18 protein-coding genes are annotated in these 15758 nt (G+C 58.7%); 2 read left to right on the forward strand and 16 right to left on the reverse strand.

Annotated elements, in window-relative coordinates; genetic code table 11:
* Positions 1–49 precede the first annotated feature (49 nt).
* The 6 genes from sppA to mtnP all read right to left on the reverse strand — a co-directional run bounded on the left by sppA (position 50) and on the right by mtnP (position 5608).
* Entirely contained in the window at positions 50–904 is an 855-nt protein-coding gene (gene sppA / locus AB1805_03680; GenBank protein ID MEW5744526.1) for a signal peptide peptidase SppA, read from the reverse strand.
* Positions 894–2510 carry a 30S ribosomal protein S1 gene (rpsA, locus tag AB1805_03685; GenBank protein MEW5744527.1) on the reverse strand — a complete coding sequence of 539 codons (1617 nt, stop codon included), beginning with the start codon at positions 2508–2510 and terminating at the stop codon, positions 894–896. The genes sppA and rpsA overlap by 11 nt, the downstream gene beginning before the upstream one ends.
* Entirely contained in the window at positions 2458–3351 is an 894-nt protein-coding gene (locus AB1805_03690; GenBank protein MEW5744528.1) for a 4-hydroxy-3-methylbut-2-enyl diphosphate reductase, read from the reverse strand. Before AB1805_03690 ends, rpsA begins: the two co-directional genes overlap by 53 nt.
* Positions 3352–3507: 156 nt before the next feature.
* A complete protein-coding gene (gene cmk, locus AB1805_03695) occupies positions 3508–4155 on the reverse strand; it encodes a (d)CMP kinase (protein MEW5744529.1) in 648 nt (215 codons plus the stop codon).
* Positions 4156–4298: 143 nt separating this feature from the next.
* Positions 4299–4832 carry an adenine phosphoribosyltransferase gene (locus AB1805_03700; GenBank protein ID MEW5744530.1) on the reverse strand — a complete coding sequence of 178 codons (534 nt, stop codon included), beginning with the start codon at positions 4830–4832 and terminating at the stop codon, positions 4299–4301.
* A gap of 8 nt (positions 4833–4840) precedes the next feature.
* Positions 4841–5608 (reverse strand): S-methyl-5'-thioadenosine phosphorylase, encoded by a 768-nt coding sequence (gene mtnP / locus AB1805_03705; protein MEW5744531.1) that lies wholly within the window; start codon positions 5606–5608, stop codon positions 4841–4843.
* A gap of 116 nt (positions 5609–5724) precedes the next feature.
* On the opposite strand from mtnP, the gene AB1805_03710 reads away from it, so the two are divergent.
* Positions 5725–6150, forward strand: coding sequence for a PilZ domain-containing protein (locus AB1805_03710; protein ID MEW5744532.1), 426 nt, complete (start codon positions 5725–5727; stop codon positions 6148–6150).
* Positions 6151–6180: 30 nt separating this feature from the next.
* Here AB1805_03710 and AB1805_03715 read toward each other — a convergent pair whose 3' ends face one another.
* On the reverse strand, positions 6181–7302 hold the full coding sequence (locus tag AB1805_03715; protein MEW5744533.1) for a radical SAM protein: 1122 nt from the start codon (positions 7300–7302) through the stop codon (positions 6181–6183).
* Between the two features lie 154 nt (positions 7303–7456).
* Here AB1805_03715 and AB1805_03720 point away from each other — a divergent pair, with 154 nt between their 5' ends.
* Complete coding sequence (locus tag AB1805_03720; GenBank protein MEW5744534.1) at positions 7457–7963, forward strand: hypothetical protein; 507 nt, start codon at positions 7457–7459, stop codon at positions 7961–7963.
* Between the two features lie 113 nt (positions 7964–8076).
* On the opposite strand, the gene AB1805_03725 is transcribed toward AB1805_03720, so the two are convergent.
* The 9 genes from AB1805_03725 to AB1805_03765 form a co-directional block, all read right to left on the reverse strand.
* Complete coding sequence (locus AB1805_03725) at positions 8077–8346, reverse strand: BrnA antitoxin family protein (protein MEW5744535.1); 270 nt, start codon at positions 8344–8346, stop codon at positions 8077–8079.
* On the reverse strand, positions 8324–8599 hold the full coding sequence (locus AB1805_03730) for a BrnT family toxin (GenBank protein ID MEW5744536.1): 276 nt from the start codon (positions 8597–8599) through the stop codon (positions 8324–8326). Before AB1805_03730 ends, AB1805_03725 begins: the two co-directional genes overlap by 23 nt.
* An 89-nt stretch (positions 8600–8688) precedes the next feature.
* Positions 8689–9978, reverse strand: a complete 1290-nt coding sequence (gene aroA, locus AB1805_03735; protein MEW5744537.1) for a 3-phosphoshikimate 1-carboxyvinyltransferase — start codon at positions 9976–9978, stop codon at positions 8689–8691.
* Between the two features lie 22 nt (positions 9979–10000).
* A complete protein-coding gene (locus AB1805_03740; GenBank protein ID MEW5744538.1) occupies positions 10001–10858 on the reverse strand; it encodes a prephenate dehydrogenase/arogenate dehydrogenase family protein in 858 nt (285 codons plus the stop codon).
* 93 nt (positions 10859–10951) lie between these two features.
* Positions 10952–12295: an alginate export family protein gene (locus AB1805_03745; protein MEW5744539.1), complete on the reverse strand. Its 1344-nt coding sequence runs from the start codon at positions 12293–12295 to the stop codon at positions 10952–10954.
* Between the two features lie 20 nt (positions 12296–12315).
* Complete coding sequence (locus tag AB1805_03750; protein ID MEW5744540.1) at positions 12316–13032, reverse strand: ABC transporter ATP-binding protein; 717 nt, start codon at positions 13030–13032, stop codon at positions 12316–12318.
* Positions 13032–13796 (reverse strand): ABC transporter ATP-binding protein, encoded by a 765-nt coding sequence (locus tag AB1805_03755; protein MEW5744541.1) that lies wholly within the window; start codon positions 13794–13796, stop codon positions 13032–13034. Before AB1805_03755 ends, AB1805_03750 begins: the two co-directional genes overlap by 1 nt.
* Positions 13783–14808, reverse strand: a complete 1026-nt coding sequence (locus AB1805_03760; protein ID MEW5744542.1) for a branched-chain amino acid ABC transporter permease — start codon at positions 14806–14808, stop codon at positions 13783–13785. Before AB1805_03760 ends, AB1805_03755 begins: the two co-directional genes overlap by 14 nt.
* Complete coding sequence (locus tag AB1805_03765) at positions 14809–15693, reverse strand: branched-chain amino acid ABC transporter permease (protein MEW5744543.1); 885 nt, start codon at positions 15691–15693, stop codon at positions 14809–14811.
* Positions 15694–15758 lie beyond the last annotated feature (65 nt).

The following is a 15758-nucleotide window of genomic DNA, read 5'->3' on the forward strand; positions in this document are numbered from 1 at the left end:
CTTCCTGCGGCGCGCAACTCGATAAACGCTACAACGCTACAAACGAGAGCTAAAGCGTGAACATATATTTTAATTCCATTGTGGGTGCAATTTTCAACAGGCCCTCGGCGATCTTCCCGCTGAAAAGGTCGAGGAGCGGCGACCGCTCCTTTTTGGTGACCACCTGGGGCTCGCCCTTGATGCCCGCGAGCTTCGCCGCCGCCTTCACCGCATGTTCGAGGTCGCCGAGCTCATCGACGAGCTTTGCCTCCACCGCCTGTCTGCCGGAGAAGACCCGTCCGTCGGCGATCTTCCGGACCTCCTCGACCGGCAGTTTTCTTCCCTCGGCCACGGCGCCGATAAACTGCTCGTGGACATCGTCCATGACGCCCTGGAGGATCGCGCGCTCTTCAGGCCCGATCCCCCTGAAGATCGAGGCGATGTCCTTGTGCTCGCCGCTCTTGATCACCTCGGTCGTAATGCCGAGCTTCTTCATCAGTTCGCGCACGTTGGGCACTTCCATGATCACGCCGATCGAGCCGGTAATCGTGCCGGGATTCGCGATGATCCGGGACGCGGGAGCCGCTATGTAGTAGCCCCCCGACGCCGCGACCGACCCCATCGAGACCACCACCTTCTTGGCGGCGACCGCCCGTTTCATCTCGCTGTAGATCTCCTGGGAAGGGACGACCCCGCCTCCGGGGCTGTTGACCCTGAGCACGATCGCCCGTATCGAAGCGTCGTTTGTATATCCCTTCAGCTCATCCACCGTCTCTTTCGCTTCGAGGATCGGGCCCTCGACCCTGACCAGGGCGATCTTCTCCCCGAGCGGGACCTGCTTCTGAAAGAACGCGATCAGGCCGCTCAGGACGAGCAGGAAGACGAGGAAGAGCGCTGCGCCGATGCAGGTCTTTCTAACGTTCATGCGCTACGCTCAACGTCTTCAGATTTTTCATGCTCAGGCCGATCTTCCTGTCTTCGACATTGACCTTGATGATCCGTACCATGATCTCGTCGCCCTCCTTGACCTCCCGGGAGGTGTCGATCTCGGATGAATAGACCAGGCCCTCGACACCGCCCTCGAGCTCGACGAAGATGCCGAAGTCGGTGATCCGGAGCACCTTGCCCGTGAACTCTTCACCGAGCTTGAACCGCGCCGGGATCTCGCTCTCCCACGGGTCGGGCGTGAGCTGCTTGATCCCGAGCGCCATGCGCTCCTTCTCGGGGTCGAGGCTCAGCACGACGGCATCGACCTTCTGCCCCTTCTTCAGCACCTCGGAGGGGTGCTTTATATGTTTGGTCCAGGAGAGGTCGGAGATATGGATAAGCCCGTCGACGCCCTCGGGGAGGCGCACAAAGGCGCCGAAATCGGTGATGGTCTTGACCTTGCCGCTCACCCTGTCGCCGACCTTGTAGTGCTGTCCGACGAGCTCCCAGGGCTTGGGAGAGAGCTGCTTGATGCTGAGCGAGAGTCGCCGCTCTTCTTTGCTGATGTTGAGAATGACCGCTTCGACCTCGTCGCCGGCCGAGACATACTTCGACGGATGTTTGGTCCGCGGGGCCCAGTCGAGCTCGGACACATGCACCAGTCCTTCCAGCCCCTCTTCGATCTCGACGAAGACGCCGTAGTCGGTGATCGTCACGACCTTGCCCTTGATCCTCATCCCCGGGGAGTACTTCTCATCCACCGTCAGCCAGGGATCGGCGATCTTCTGTTTGTAGCCAAGGGTCACCTTCTCGGTCTCCGCGTCGTATTTGAGGATGACGAACTCGGCTTCCTGCCCTAAATGGAAAAACTCCGAGGGATGATTTACCCTTCGCCAGGAGATATCCGATATATGGAGCAGCCCGTCGATGCCGCCGAGGTCGACAAAGACACCGTAATCGGTGATGTTCTTGACGGTTCCCTTGAGGAGCGCGCCCTCCCTCAACACCGTGAGCGTCTCCCTCTTTTTCCTGTCCCGCTCCTCCTCCAGGATCGCCCTCCGGGAGACGACGAGGGAAACGCCTGCGGAATGTCCCCCGGCGCCCCTCTGCGGAACGAGCTTGAGAATCCTCAAGGGAACGGTCTTGCCTATGAACGCGTCGAGATCTTTGACGCCCTTTATATCGATCTGGGATGCGGGCAGGAACGCCTTGATGCCCATCACCATGGCGAAAAGACCGCCCTTCGTCTTTTCGATGATCGTCCCCTCGACCTGGGCATTGCTGGTATAGGCAGCGGTCAGGTTCTCGAGCGCTCTCATGCGGGACGCCTTCTCGCGGGAGAGAATGACGACGCCCTCCTCGTCGTTGATCCGCTCTACGAGGACCTCGATCTCATCCCCTTCTTTTACTGCAGCCAGCTCCGCATGCGAAAATTCCGAGGCAGGGATGATCCCCTCCGATTTATAGCCTACATCGACAACGACGCCATCGCTTCTGACCGCGATAACCCTGCCGCGGGTTACCGCGCCCCGTTCAATCCTGTGCAGCGTCTCAGCGTACAGTTTTTCGAGCTCTTTTGTTTCTTCTTTCGTTTGAATGTCCATTCCGTGCCCTTCCTCCTCTATTATCTCTAATCCTCTCTTCCACCTCTTTTATGATCCAGTCCGGCGTTGATGCACCCGCGGTGATCCCGACGGTCTTCGCCCCTGAAAACCAGGCGTCCTCGATCTCAGCAGCGGTCTCTATGTGGTGGGTGGGAACTCCCCGTGCGACGCATAAATTGGCGAGCTGCGTCGTATTCGCGCTGTTCTTGCCGCCGACGACCATCATCACGTCGACCCTCTTCGCCAGATCCTCCGTCTCCTTGAGCCGCAGCGCCGTTGAATTGCATATGGTATTGAAGACCTTGATCTCCTTGACATGCTCGAGCAGGTCGTTCAACACGCGCTTCAGCAGCGCCACCGGCTGGGTCGTCTGCACGATGACCCCTACCTTGCTCTTCAGCGTGGGAATCGGATCGTTCTTGTTGATGACAACGGCATCGTCTCCGGCGTAACTTATCAGGCCCTTGACCTCGGGATGCTCTTTATCGCCAATAATTACAACCTGATAGCCGTCTTCCTTTAAAAGTTTAGCATATTGCTGCGCCTTTTTCACAAAGGGGCAGGTCGCATCCACCACTGCGTAGGGCTTCTCCCCGAGCGCCCGGGAGATGTCCTGCGGGATGCCGTGCGTCCTGATGATGAGCGTCTTTATTTCCTTCGTATGAATGCTGTCCGTGGGCACGACTCCCTCTGCCCTCAGCGTCTCGATTACCTGTGGATTATGGATGATCGGCCCGAGGGTGAATACCTTCTTTCCCTGCCCGGCAGCATCGAAGGCGAGATCGACCGCCCGCTTTACTCCGAAGCAGAAGCCTGCCCGTTTTGCGGTTTTTATTTGCATATCTTTACTCATATTATCTAGGATACAGGATTTTGTATATACTCTTCAAGGGCTTATGTCGCTGCCATCGACCCGGGTGCACTTCCGGCCGGCTGCCAGGAAGCAGACATTACTATAATTGTAATATGTTACGGGGAGAGAAGATATTCTTTTTTTCTAGGAAACCGAGGAGAGCATGCGGTCGACGACCTCGTCGATGCTCATTGTGGTGGTGTCGATGTAGAACGCGTCATCGGCTCTCTTCAGGGGGGCGATATCGCGCCGGCTGTCCCTGGTGTCCCGTTCCCGCACGTCCTCGAGCGCCTTGTCCACCGTGATATCCATCCCTTTCTCCTTCAGCTGGCAGTACCGTCTGCGGGCCCGCTCTTCTTCCGAGGCGTCGAGATAGAACTTTTTCCAGGCGTCGGGGAAGACGACGGTCGTCATATCCCGGCCTTCGACAACGATATCGTGATGCGCTGCAGCGTCCCTCTGCACCTGGAAGAGAAAGTCCCGTATCGCCTGCCGTGCAGAGAAGACCGATGCGTAGTGGCCCATTTCAGGGGTGCGGATCGCCTCGGAGACATCTTCGCCGTTGATGCAGACCGTGCCGTCGGCGAAGGTGATCGAGACGCCTCGCACTGCGGCGCGAAGCTCGTCGTCGCTACTCCCCTCCTCCAGGCCCTTCCTCCGCAGGTGGAGCGCAACAGCGCGGTAGAGGGCGCCGGTATCGAGATACTGGAATCCCAGCCTCTCGGCAAGGAGCCTCGAAATGGTCCCTTTCCCAGACCCCGAAGGGCCGTCTATCGCGATGACCTTAAGCATACCGTTAAGGACAAATTCGAAATCCGAAGCGCGACGCTCGGAAAAGATAAATCGAAATCCTGCCATCAAAATTCTGAACCGACTTCGTTTTGGACATGATTCGTATTTCGGATTCAGTGCTTCGGATTTCGAATTTGTCTTGTCTATTCTCCTTCGAACTCCGTCAAGGCATAAATGGCGTGTCCTTTATCGGCGAGGCGTTGGGCGCCGCCTACGTCGGGCAGGTTGACGATGAACGCCATCTCCGCGACGACAGCGCCCAGCTTCTCGATCAGCGCGGCGGCGGCGAGCGCGGTGCCTCCGGTCGCGAGGAGGTCGTCGATGAGGAGCACCCGTGTCCCTTCCCGCAGGGAGTCCTTATGCATCTCGACGGTATCGGTGCCGTACTCGAGGGCATACTCATGGCTTATCTTCTCGGCAGGAAGTTTTCCCTTCTTGCGCACCGGGACAAACCCCTTCCCGAGCGTATAGGAGAGCGCGCCGCCGATGATGAAGCCGCGCGACTCGATGCCCACAATGACGTCGAAGGGGATGTCGCCCTTGATATACCGCTGGGTAAGGCTGTCGATGACGAGCCTGAACCCTACGGGGTCCTTGATGAGCGTCGTGATATCCCTGAACATGATCCCCTTCTTGGGATAATCGGGAATGGTCCGGATCTGCGACTTGATCGACATACCGCCTCCTAGGTGCAGTGCTCGCACCCGCCGCTGCTGATTTTTGCGACGGTTTGAACGAGCAGCTTTTTTACATTCTCCGCGTTCTTGGTCATGATGGAGAGGACCATTTCCCACGTCACCGGCTCTTCGCCCTCTTTCCAGCAGTCGTAGTCGGTGGACATGGCGATCGATTGATAGCAGATACCCACCTCGCGGGCAAGGATGACTTCCGGCACGGTGGACATATTGATGACGTCGGCGCCCCACATCCTGAACATGTGCGATTCGGCCTTGGTGGAGAAGCGCGGGCCCTCGATGGTAATGACCGTGCCTTTGGAGTGGTGTCTCAGCTTGAGCTCCTTTGCCGCGGTGACGAGCAGCGTGCGCAGGCCGGCGCAGAACGGCTCGGCCATCGGCGTATGGATCACCTTCTCATCGTGGAAGGTAAGCGGGCGGTGCTTGGTGAAGTCGATGAACTGGTCGACGAATACGAAGTCGCCGGGCCGTATCTTCTCCCGCAGCGAGCCGACGGCGGTCGTGGCGAGGATATGCGTGCAGTCCGCCTCCTTCAGGGCGAAGAGGTTGGCCCTGAAATTGACGCCTGTGGGATAGATCGTATGGCCTTTGCCGTGGCGGGCGAGAATGACCGTGTCGACGCCGTGGATCTTCCCGGTCGTCAGGGCTGAGGAGGGCGCGCCGTAGGGGGTCTTGACCTTCTTCTCTTTTTTATCTTTCATCAGGCGCGGATCGTCCATGCCCGAGCCGCCGATGATGCCCACTTTTATCGCTGTCATCGATACCCCCTGTGCGTTGTTTTACCTCAAACGATAAAGGAATTTCATGATGATTGTCAACTAAGGGCCCTCATGATTCTCTCTCTTCCGCCGATAATAAGGAGAGGCGCTTGGACATGAGAGGTAATCATCACAACCAGAGGAACTTCTTCAGGGTCGATGCGTATATCCCCTTTACGCACCGCCGCATCCCTTCCGGAGAGCCAGCGGTGCGTACCGCCGCTGTTTTATCTCCGGAGGAGGCCCTCCTGCTGCAAGACATCGCTGTCAAGAAAGTCAATATCAGTGGAGGCGGCCTCGCCTTTGACTCGCAGAGACCGTACAATCCGGGTGATCGGATCGAGATAGCCATGGTGCTGAAGGTCCGGGACGGCGCGCTCGTCGTCTGCGGTGAAGTGGTGCGGACCGATCAGGTGAGGGGTCTCTACCGTGTCGCGGTCAGGTACCTCGATATGGACGAAAAGATCAGGGGCATTATCACCAAATTCGTCTTCCTGCGGGAGCGCGAGCTCAGGGATGAAAAACGCGCCGGGTGGCTGTGAGCGCAGCAGTCCGGGAAGGGAGAGGGCCCCTTACTCGACGATGACGAACCGCTTTATTCTCTCGCCTCTCCTGCCTTTTACCCCGATATCTTCGAGCCGTGCGATTCTCCCCTCGCGCCGGGCCTTGAGGATTTTCTGGACCGTGTCGGGCCCGAGCCCGGGCACGCGCAGCAGCGCCTCCTTATCGGCCGTGTTGATCCTGACCGGGTAGAATTCAGGATGGCGCTCTGCCCAGAGCTCCTTCGGATCCCTGTCCAGCCGAAGATTTCCATCCTCGCCGAAGATGATATCGCTTTTATCGAAGCCGTACTTGCGGCAGAGAAAGTCGACCTGATAGAGGCGGTGCTCCCTCACGAAGAGCTCGTCGGGTGTCGTGAGCACATGCCGCTCTCCGGGAATCCCGGGGTCGCCCAGCCCCTTTTGGTAGGCCGAAAAGTAGACCCTCCTGAAGTTCATGCGACGGTAGAGCCCGAAAAGGTAATCGACGATCTCGGCGTCCTTCTCGTCGGACGCGCCGACGATGAACTGCGTGGTGCATTTGACCTTCGAAAACCTCATCCCCTTTCCCGTGAGCGCGCTCATGAGCTTAAGCGGGCGGAGGATGTCGTTGTGGTAATCCTTGTTGTTCGAGAGCAGATCGAAGTGTTTCTTCCCGGGGGTCTCGATATTCAGCGAGACCGAGTTCGCAAGGGCGAGTGATTCCTCGATCGCCGCGTCGGAAGCCCCGGGAATCACCTTCAGGTGGATGTAGCCCTTAAACCCGTGCTTGTATCTGAGCAGCCGGGCAACCGCAGTGATCCTGTCCATGGTATGGTCGGGGCTGCCGATCACGCCGGAGCTGAGAAACAGGCCGAACACCTTCCTCCTCCGGTAATAATCGAGAAAGACCCGGACTATCTCTTCAGGCAGGAGCGTGCAGCGCCGCATATCGGTCCGCGCGCGGAGCGGGCAGTATTTGCAGTCGTTGACGCAGGCGTTCGAAAGGAGCGTCTTCAGGAGAACCGAATAGCCGCCCTGGGGAAGGGTCACCGGGTAGAGCCACTTTCCCTCCTGCCCCCGCTTCCGGCGGTCGTCATTCCCGGTGCCGCATGCGCAGGCGAGGTCATACTGGGAATCTCTGGCGAGCACCTTCAATTTTTCGATCGTGTCCATCGGGAACGTCCTGAAAAATTATACCATAAGGGCACGCTGCCTCCTCAGTGCGGCAGAGGCTGCGGAATCGCCCCCCGTTGACCTCCCCGGCTTCTGCTATAATGGAGATGATTTCGAAGTCAATTCACCATGGCTGGTGATCGGGAGAGCCTGCATGAAGCGCTGGATATTAATGGTCATGATGGTCGCCATACTCCCCTCGGCGGGACATGCGGGAGGGCAGAAGGAGTATAGATCGCCCGATGGCCGCCTTCGCGCCCTCGTGATCGACGTGGGCAAAGACCGGACCGGTCTTCCGGAGAGCCGCATCGAGATCCGCAAGACCAACGGAGCGCTGGTATTCGAAAAAGACTACAGCTCCCCTGACGGCAGCCACGGATGGGTGGTCGCGAGCGCGACCTGGACCCCTGATTCAATGTTCTTCGTATTCGGCATGTACAGCTCCGGCGGCCACCAGCCCTGGCAGAATCCCGTAAACTTTTATTCACGAAGACACAAGAGGGTCTTCTCTCTCAATAAGTATGTGGGCACCATAACCGACCCCGAGGTCCAGGTGGTCGCCCCCGATATCGTCAAGGTGATCGCCCGCAAGAAGGGACGTATAGAAGACACCGAGGTCATTGCGAGCTTGAGCAAGCTGCTGAAGCAGAAGAAGCGGTAATAGGTAGTGATTGCTATCACAAATCCGCAGTACTGCGGGCAACGGCAGAGGGTCAGGCTCGACTATTGCCACTCATAGGGAGGCGAGATGGATTCACGGGAAAGCGGGAGCGCTCACTTAGGCGAATGCGACCGCACATATTTTTTGAGCGCCTCATCCATACGCGATTGCCATCCTTTGCCTTTGGATTTGAAATATTCCACCACTTCGCGAGACAGTCTTACCGTAGTAGGAACTTTTGTAGGGGTCTTTTGCGGACCTCTGCCCTTTCTATGCGCCTTCACGATGCCGGGCAAAACTTCCGATGCATGGCGGGCCTTCTTGAAATCCTCAGCCGTGAGCTCCCGCACCTCTCCCTTATCATTGACCAATGGTTTCTTCATAACAGTTTCTCTCCCTTCCGTTTGCTTTCCTCAGGCTTATTACTCTTACTGCCTCACCCCTTACGGTAAGTGCCATTACGTGGAGCCGTGAGTTTACAGGGCCGATTGCTACCAATCTTTCTTCTTCATATTCCCTTCGGGTATCAGGGATGACAAGGGCTGCCTCCCCATCGAATTCGGCGGCGGCGGTGAAATCTACCTTGTGCTTTTTTAGATTGCGCTGCCTTTTCTCCTCATCCCATTCATAACGCATAATTATATTGTAATAACAAAATGATCCGCCTGTCAATTAGATTGTACATATAAAATAGTAGAGAGGAGAGGGAATACAGTGAGGTGATGTTACCGGCAGAGCGTCTTCAGCTGCTCGAAAAATCCGGGGAAGGAGATATCGACGCAGGAGGCGTCGTTGATCGTCATTGTGCCGTCGGCGATCAGGGCGGCTACGGCCATGGACATCGCTATCCGGTGGTCGCCGTAGCTCTCTACGGTGGTGCCTTTCAATGCGGTCTTCCCTTGTATCGCGATGCCGTCGGGGTATTCTTCGAGCTCGACGCCGAGCTTCTTCAGTTCCGTTGCCATGGCCTTGATTCTATCGGACTCCTTGACGCGGAGCTCTTCAGCGCCCCGTATCTCGGTGACCCCTTCGGCCCGTGTCGCGAGAACGCAGAGGATCGGGAACTCATCGATGAGCGAGGGGATCGCCTCTTTGCCGATCGAGACGGCCTTCAGGCTGCGGGCGGTCGTGCAGGCGAGGTCGGCGACCGGCTCTCCCGAAACCTCCCGGCTGTTGAACACCTCTACTGAGGCCCCCATCTTTTTTATGATATCGAGGAGGCCGCTTCTCGTCGGGTTCATCCCCACGTTTTTAACGACCACCTCCGAACCGGGGACGAGGAGCGCGGCAGCGATGAAGAAGGCGGCTGACGAAAAGTCGGCGGGGATGGTCACCTCGACCGCGCCGAGCGAGGACCCTCCCGTGATGCGGATGGTGAGCCGGTCGACAGTGATGGACGCTCCCATTGCCGCGAGCATCCTCTCGGTGTGATCGCGCGATCTATAGGGCTCGGTGACCGCCGTCTCTCCCTCTGCATAGAGCCCGGCGAGGAGGAGGCACGACTTCACCTGGGCCGAGGACATCGGCATCGCATAGGTGATCGCCTTCAGACCGCCGCCCTGAATCGCAAAGGGCAGGTACCTGCTCTCTGCTCTTCCGCTGATGCGCGCGCCCATCTCCTTGAGCGGGGTGATGACGCGGGCCATGGGCCGCTGTTTCAAGGAATCATCGCCGGTCAGCGCCGAAAAGAAGGGATTGCCCGCGAGGATGCCCGAGAGGAGGCGCACGGTCGTGCCGGAGTTGCCGCAGTTGATGACATCGAACGGCTCCTTGAGGCCCCGGGTGCCTCTTCCCGTGATGACGACCTCGCTGCCGCCCTTCTCCCGGATATCGACACCGAGCATGGTGAAGGCCCTCATGGTGCTGAGGGGGTCTTCCGCCCTCAGGAAATTCCTTACGACGCTCGTGCCCTCGGCAAGGGAAGCGAACATCACGGCGCGATGGGAGATGGACTTATCGGGAGGAGGGACGATCTCCCCTTTCAGGCGGCTGACCCTAGTGAGCACCATTTTCATCGATCACCTGTCCTGCTGCATATTACTGCAGCTTCCTCCTCAATGCCTGGGCCTTCCTGAACTCTTCTTCGATGCCCGCGTCGTCGGCAGCGACGAGCAGGCGCTCCAGGGTATCGAGGTTGTTCCTGAAGAGACCTATGAATTTGATGAGGTTGTCCCTGTTGAGGAGCGCGATGTCCCGCCACATCTCGGGAGAGCTCAGGGCGATGCGCGTCGTATCCCGGAACCCCTGGCCGGTATAGTCGAGGTAGTCGGGGTTGATATCGCCGACGGTGTTCACGAGGGCGTAGGCGATGAGGTGCGGCAGGTGGCTCACGGTCGCATAGATCTCGTCATGCATATCGGGGTCCAGCAGCTCTACCCGGGCGCCCAGCCGCCTCCAGAGCTCGACGACCCGCTCCATGGCCTTCTGGTCGGAACGGCTTGTGGGAGTCACGATGCAGAGGGCGTTGCTGAAGAGGTCTGCCCGCGCATCCTCGATGCCCGATCTGTCGCCTCCGGCAATAGGGTGCGAGCCGATATACTCCACCCCCTGGGGCATTACCGCCTCGATCGCCGGGACCAGGCATCCCTTGACGCTCCCCACATCGGTGACCAGGGCGCCTTTCTTCAGGCTCGGGCGTATCTGCTCGACGAGGCCGCTGAAGAGGCCGACCGGCGTGGCGAGTATGACGAGGTCCGCGTCCTCGCACGCCGCGCGGCTGTCGAGGCTGTAGGCGTCGATGATGCCGCGCCGCTTCGCCTGCCGGAGGTTCTCTTCCCTCCTGCCGTACCCCACGATCGCCGTGCATAACCTCTTCTCCTTGAGCGCAAGGCCGCAGGAAGCGCCCACGAGGCCGACACCGAGGATGGCTGTTTTATTGAAGAATACGTCATGCATAGCTGTCTATTATATACTTTTCAGCCGGGTTTTTACGCCATCGAGAGATAAGAAAGCCCCTCCCGGCAAGGGAGGGGCCTTCTCTAATAAGGATTACAATTTAACCTGCAGCTGCCACCTGAAGAACAGGGCGTTGTCTGCTGCTCTTCCGTAAAAATCTCCGGGATCGAAATACTCGGTCAGCACATAGCCGTCGACCTTCTTCGAGAACTTGTGGCTCACCATCGCCTGGTAGAGATGGCCCCTCTCCTTGCCGCTGTTCGAGAACATATTGGCATTGAGGGCGCTGGTCCTCTCGTCTGCCCTGAGATAGTTATACCACAGGTTCAGGTTCGTGGCATCGGTGAAGTTCAGCTTCACGTTCGCGCGGTAGATATGCATATTCGTCCAGTAGGCAGGAACGCCGCCGCCCAATGCGGTGGTCTCATTGGCGAGGGTGAACACGAGGAGCTCGCTGTAGATCGGCCATCTCGAGAAGAGCGGGTTCCAGCTTTCGATCTCGGTGGTTGTGGCGGGATCGTCACCCGACATATAGACATACCCGAGATCGAACTCCGGCTTCCACATCACTTTATCGTACTTGCGGCCGACAAAGACATAGCCGCCGTCGCCCTTTCTGTCCGTTCCGTTGGTATACTCCCCGAACTGGTGGGCGTACTCGCCTCTCAACTTCCATCCGCTATAGGTGAAAACGGCCCGTGCACCGACGGTATTCAACCGCAGCCGGGATACCGTTGAAAAGGAGTCCTCGGTCTTGTGAATATAGTAGGGCTCCACCTGGAGGGTATCGAGTATCTTGTTTTTTCCATATACGACAAATCCCTGCTCGTCCGAGGTGGTCAGGGACTTTTTGGTTGCCGAGTAGGCTATGGGCAGATAGATATCCGTCCGGGGATCGGTTATATATACGAAATCGACGCTGTGGTTCTTGTGAGGTTTCCAGGTCACCCGCGCGGCATTGAAAAAGAAGGTCCTCGACCCGTCTGCCGGGGTGCCGTCCATGACCAGGAAGCCCTCACCGAAGTAATTGAGAAAGTCCTGCCTCCCCAGCCTCACATCCACGGGAAGCCCGAAAGCATTCTTGAAGTCGGCATAAAGATTGTCGAAAATTATCTCGTCCTCGTCGAAGCTGTTGTTCGCCGCGGCGCCGGAGTTGATGTAGTATCTCGCCTCGTTCGTGAGCTTTACAAAGAGACCGTACTTTTTCGCGTACTCGAAATTGACGAATACGGACGATTTAAGACGGAAGAAATTATCATTTTTTCTCCCCAAGGTATCGACGTCAAAGGCGTTTTCCCAGAGCTCCTGCCGGAGCCTGAAGACCGCGCCGTACGTGGTATCGAGCTCGTCCGGCCCGAAGAGGTGTTCTGCATAGACCGATGAGGCGAAACAAAGAACAACTGAAATCAATAGAAACAGCCGTGCAACGTTTCTCATCCCTGCCTCCCTGTTTTGTTTTAACCGCCTAAGTAAGCCTTTTGTACTCTCTCGTTGTCGAGCAGCTCTTTTCCCGCCCCGTGCCCCGCGATCTCGCCTGATTCCAGGACAAAGGCATAGTGGGAGAGCCTGAGCGCTGCCCGGGCATTCTGCTCTATCAGCAGTATGCTCATCGCTTCGTCGTTGAGATGCTTGATGACGCGGAAGATGTCCTTGACCAGCAGCGGCGCCAGCCCCATCGACGGCTCGTCCAGCATGAGCAGGCGCGGCGATGCCATGAGCGCCCGCCCGATGGCGAGCATCTGCTGCTGCCCGCCGCTGAGCGTCCCTGCCAGCTGCTTCTTCCGCTCCTTGAGGATGGGGAACAGCTCGAAGACCCTGTCCGCCCGTTTGTCCACCTCCTTTCTGCCGAGTTTGCCGAAAAAAAGATAGGCGCCGAGGGAGAGATTGTCCTGGACCGAGAGATGGCCGAAGAGCATTCTGCCCTCGGGCACCAGGCTGATCCCCCTCTTGACGAGCTCATGGGTAGGGGCATTGGTAATATTCGCGGTGTCGAAATGAATTGTGCCCGAGACGATGGGGACGACATTCATGACGGCATTGAGCAGGGTGGTCTTCCCTGCACCGTTGGCGCCGATGATGCTCACGATGCTCTTTGCGTCGAAGGAGAGAGAGACGTCGTGCAGGGCACTGATGCCGCCGTAGGAGACCCTCAGATTCTTGATCCCGAGCAGCATCAGGCGATGTCCTCCACACCGAGATAGGCATCGATGACGAGCTTGTTCCCCCTGATCTCGGAGGGGGTGCCCTCGGCTATCTTCTCGCCGAAGTCGAGGACGACGATCCTCTCCGACAGGTTCATCACCAGCCCCATATCGTGCTCCACCAGCATGATGGTAATCCCTCTTTCGTCCCGCAGCCGTTTGATGAACCGGGTGAGCGCGATCGTCTCCGCCTCGTTGAGCCCCGACGCCGGCTCGTCGAGGAGCAGGAGCTTCGGCTCGGTCGCCAGGGCCCGGCCGATCTCGAGGACCCGCTCCTCCCCGATCGGCAGGTTCGCGGCGAGCTCCTCCGCGCGGTGCGCCAGGCCGATATACTCGAGGATCTCTTCGCTCTTCTTCCTGATCTCCCGCTCCTCGCGCCTGACGAAGGGCAGGGTAAGTCCCGATGCGAGGAAGCCGGCCCGGGTCTTGAGGTGCCGGCCCACCATGATGTTTTCGAGCACGGTCATGGCGCCGAAGAGATCGACATGCTGAAAGGTGCGGGAGACCCCTCTTCGGGCGATCTTCGAAGGGGCGAGCCCGCTGATCTCCACTCCCGAGAGCGCCACGGTTCCCTTATCGGGCGGATAAACGCCGCTGACGATATTCAGCAGCGTCGTCTTCCCGGCGCCGTTGGGACCGATGAGCGCCTTGATCTCGAGCGGCTCGACCGAGAAGCTGATATCGTCGAGGGCGAGGAGGCCGCCGAAATGCTTGCTGATGCCGCTAATCCCGAGCATCGGGCCGGCCTCCTTTCCCCATCGCTTCCGCGCCTTCTGCTCCGAGGGGTGGGGAAGGAGCGGTCCTCGGGCTCTTGCGCAGAGCGCGGAAACGGATTTTTTCGATAAGGAGAGGGACGAAGCCCTTCCTGAAAAAGAGGAGCGAGAGGGTGAGGATCAGGCCGTAGGCGAGGATGTCGAACTCCTGGAACTGCCGCAAGGCCTCGGGCAGTACGGTGATGAAGAGCGAGCCGCCGACCGCTCCCCAGAGATTGTTGATTCCGCCCACCACCACCATCATCAGCACCAGCACCGAGTAGAAGAGGGAGAAGCTGCCGGGGCTGATGAACGTTACATAGTGCGCGTAGAGGCCGCCGGCGAGGGCAGCGTAGACCGCGCTCAGCACGAAGACCTTCACCTTCAAGGCCGAGACATCGACGCCCATGGCGTTGCTGGCGGTCTCGCTGTCGTGGATGGCGCGGAGCGCCCTGCCGTTCCGCGAATGGATGAGATTGAAGGAAAAGAGCATGACTATCGCCACAATGCCCCATACGAAGTAGAACCAGGCGCTCGCCGACGTCAGGGTATATCCCAGGATGCCCAGAGGGGGAATATCGCCGAAGCCCGAGGGCCCGCCGGGTCCCCATTCGTTGAGGACCACATGGATGATCTCGCCGAAGCCGAGGGTAGCGACGGCGAGATAATGGCCTTTGAGACGGAGTGCGGGGATCGCGAGCACTACCGCAGCGGCCGCTGCAACCGCCATCGCCGCAGGAAGGCTGAGGAGGACGGGAACTCCGTACCGCGCACTCAGCAGGGCCGAGACATAGGCCCCGATGCCGTAAAAGCCCGCCTGGCCGAGGGATATCTGCCCGGCATACCCCATGAGCACGCTCAGCCCGAGGGCGACGAGGGCGTTGATCCCTGCGAAGAGCGCTACGCTGGTCGTGTAGGAGCTCTTCCCGAAGAGGAGCGGGAAGAGCGCGATGAGGACCAGGAAGACTGCATAGGCGGTGCGATTGCCCTTCGACATCTAGAATTTCCTCAGCTGCAGCATCGCCTTGCTCCCGAAGAGCCCGGCGGGCTTGAAGAAAAGCACCGCGAGCATGATGACGAGGGCCACCGCGTCTTTGAGCCCGGAGTGGAGATACCCGGCGGTCATCGATTCGAGTATGCCGATAATGAAGCCGCCCAGCACCGAGCCCCGCCCCCGCCCGAGCCCTCCCATGATCGCCGCGGAAAATCCCTTGACCGCGAGCATAGGCCCTTTGTCGTACTCCATGAGCGAGACCGGCGTTATCGCGATGCCCGCAAGGGCGCCCATTGCCGCGCTCAGGACAAAGGAGATCATGATCATCCGTTCTACATTGATGCCGACCAGCTTTGCCGCCGTAGGATTTACGGCGCAGGCGCGCATCGCCTTGCCGAGGAGCGTCCTGCTGAAGAAGAGGTAGATGAGGACGATGCAGAGCAGGGTAATGCCGAAGATCCAGAGCGTCTGCTGCTGCAGGATGGCGCCGTGAATCTGCAGGGGCTCTCCGGCGGTAAACGGGTCATAGACGTAGGGCTCTTTGCCGAACTTGAACATGAGCAGGCCGCGCAGAAGAATGGAGACCGCGACCGTAATCATGATCATCAGAAGCAGGTCGGTCTTCTTGAGCGGCTTGATCGTCAGCCGCTCCATGAGGAGCGCGATGAGGCCTGCGGTGAGGAGCGTCAGCAGGAGCGAGGGCAGAAAAGGCAGCTGTACCGACTGGGTAAAGAACCACATGACCAGGCCGCCGATGACCACGAACTCGCCCTGGGCGAGATTGATGATCGAGGTGGCGTTGTAGATGATGTTGAAGCCGAGTCCGACCAGCGCATACACCGCGCCGACAGTGAGGCCCGAAAAAAGAAACTGTAAGAAAACGGTCAACGACACTCCTCCACGACCAGACTATGCAACAGGGCAGGACACGATGCCCGTCCTGCCCTTATCCC

Source organism: Nitrospirota bacterium, from assembly GCA_040752355.1.
Classification (GTDB): domain Bacteria; phylum Nitrospirota; class Thermodesulfovibrionia; order Thermodesulfovibrionales; family Dissulfurispiraceae; genus JBFMCP01.

Bases quoted from the DNA above. Each gene is read 5' to 3' on its own strand.
- sppA (MEW5744526.1), bottom strand. From the start codon at position 904: ATGAACGTTAGAAAGACCTGCATCGGCGCAGCGCTCTTCCTCGTCTTC.
- rpsA (MEW5744527.1), bottom strand. From the start codon at position 2,510: ATGGACATTCAAACGAAAGAAGAAACAAAAGAGCTCGAAAAACTGTAC.
- AB1805_03690 (MEW5744528.1), bottom strand. From the start codon at position 3,351: ATGCAAATAAAAACCGCAAAACGGGCAGGCTTCTGCTTCGGAGTAAAG.
- cmk (MEW5744529.1), bottom strand. From the start codon at position 4,155: ATGCTTAAGGTCATCGCGATAGACGGCCCTTCGGGGTCTGGGAAAGGG.
- AB1805_03700 (MEW5744530.1), bottom strand. From the start codon at position 4,832: ATGTCGATCAAGTCGCAGATCCGGACCATTCCCGATTATCCCAAGAAG.
- mtnP (MEW5744531.1), bottom strand. From the start codon at position 5,608: ATGACAGCGATAAAAGTGGGCATCATCGGCGGCTCGGGCATGGACGAT.
- AB1805_03710 (MEW5744532.1), top strand. From the start codon at position 5,725: ATGAGAGGTAATCATCACAACCAGAGGAACTTCTTCAGGGTCGATGCG.
- AB1805_03715 (MEW5744533.1), bottom strand. From the start codon at position 7,302: ATGGACACGATCGAAAAATTGAAGGTGCTCGCCAGAGATTCCCAGTAT.
- AB1805_03720 (MEW5744534.1), top strand. From the start codon at position 7,457: ATGAAGCGCTGGATATTAATGGTCATGATGGTCGCCATACTCCCCTCG.
- AB1805_03725 (MEW5744535.1), bottom strand. From the start codon at position 8,346: ATGAAGAAACCATTGGTCAATGATAAGGGAGAGGTGCGGGAGCTCACG.
- AB1805_03730 (MEW5744536.1), bottom strand. From the start codon at position 8,599: ATGCGTTATGAATGGGATGAGGAGAAAAGGCAGCGCAATCTAAAAAAG.
- aroA (MEW5744537.1), bottom strand. From the start codon at position 9,978: ATGAAAATGGTGCTCACTAGGGTCAGCCGCCTGAAAGGGGAGATCGTC.
- AB1805_03740 (MEW5744538.1), bottom strand. From the start codon at position 10,858: ATGCATGACGTATTCTTCAATAAAACAGCCATCCTCGGTGTCGGCCTC.
- AB1805_03745 (MEW5744539.1), bottom strand. From the start codon at position 12,295: ATGAGAAACGTTGCACGGCTGTTTCTATTGATTTCAGTTGTTCTTTGT.
- AB1805_03750 (MEW5744540.1), bottom strand. From the start codon at position 13,032: ATGCTGCTCGGGATCAAGAATCTGAGGGTCTCCTACGGCGGCATCAGT.
- AB1805_03755 (MEW5744541.1), bottom strand. From the start codon at position 13,796: ATGCTCGGGATTAGCGGCATCAGCAAGCATTTCGGCGGCCTCCTCGCC.
- AB1805_03760 (MEW5744542.1), bottom strand. From the start codon at position 14,808: ATGTCGAAGGGCAATCGCACCGCCTATGCAGTCTTCCTGGTCCTCATC.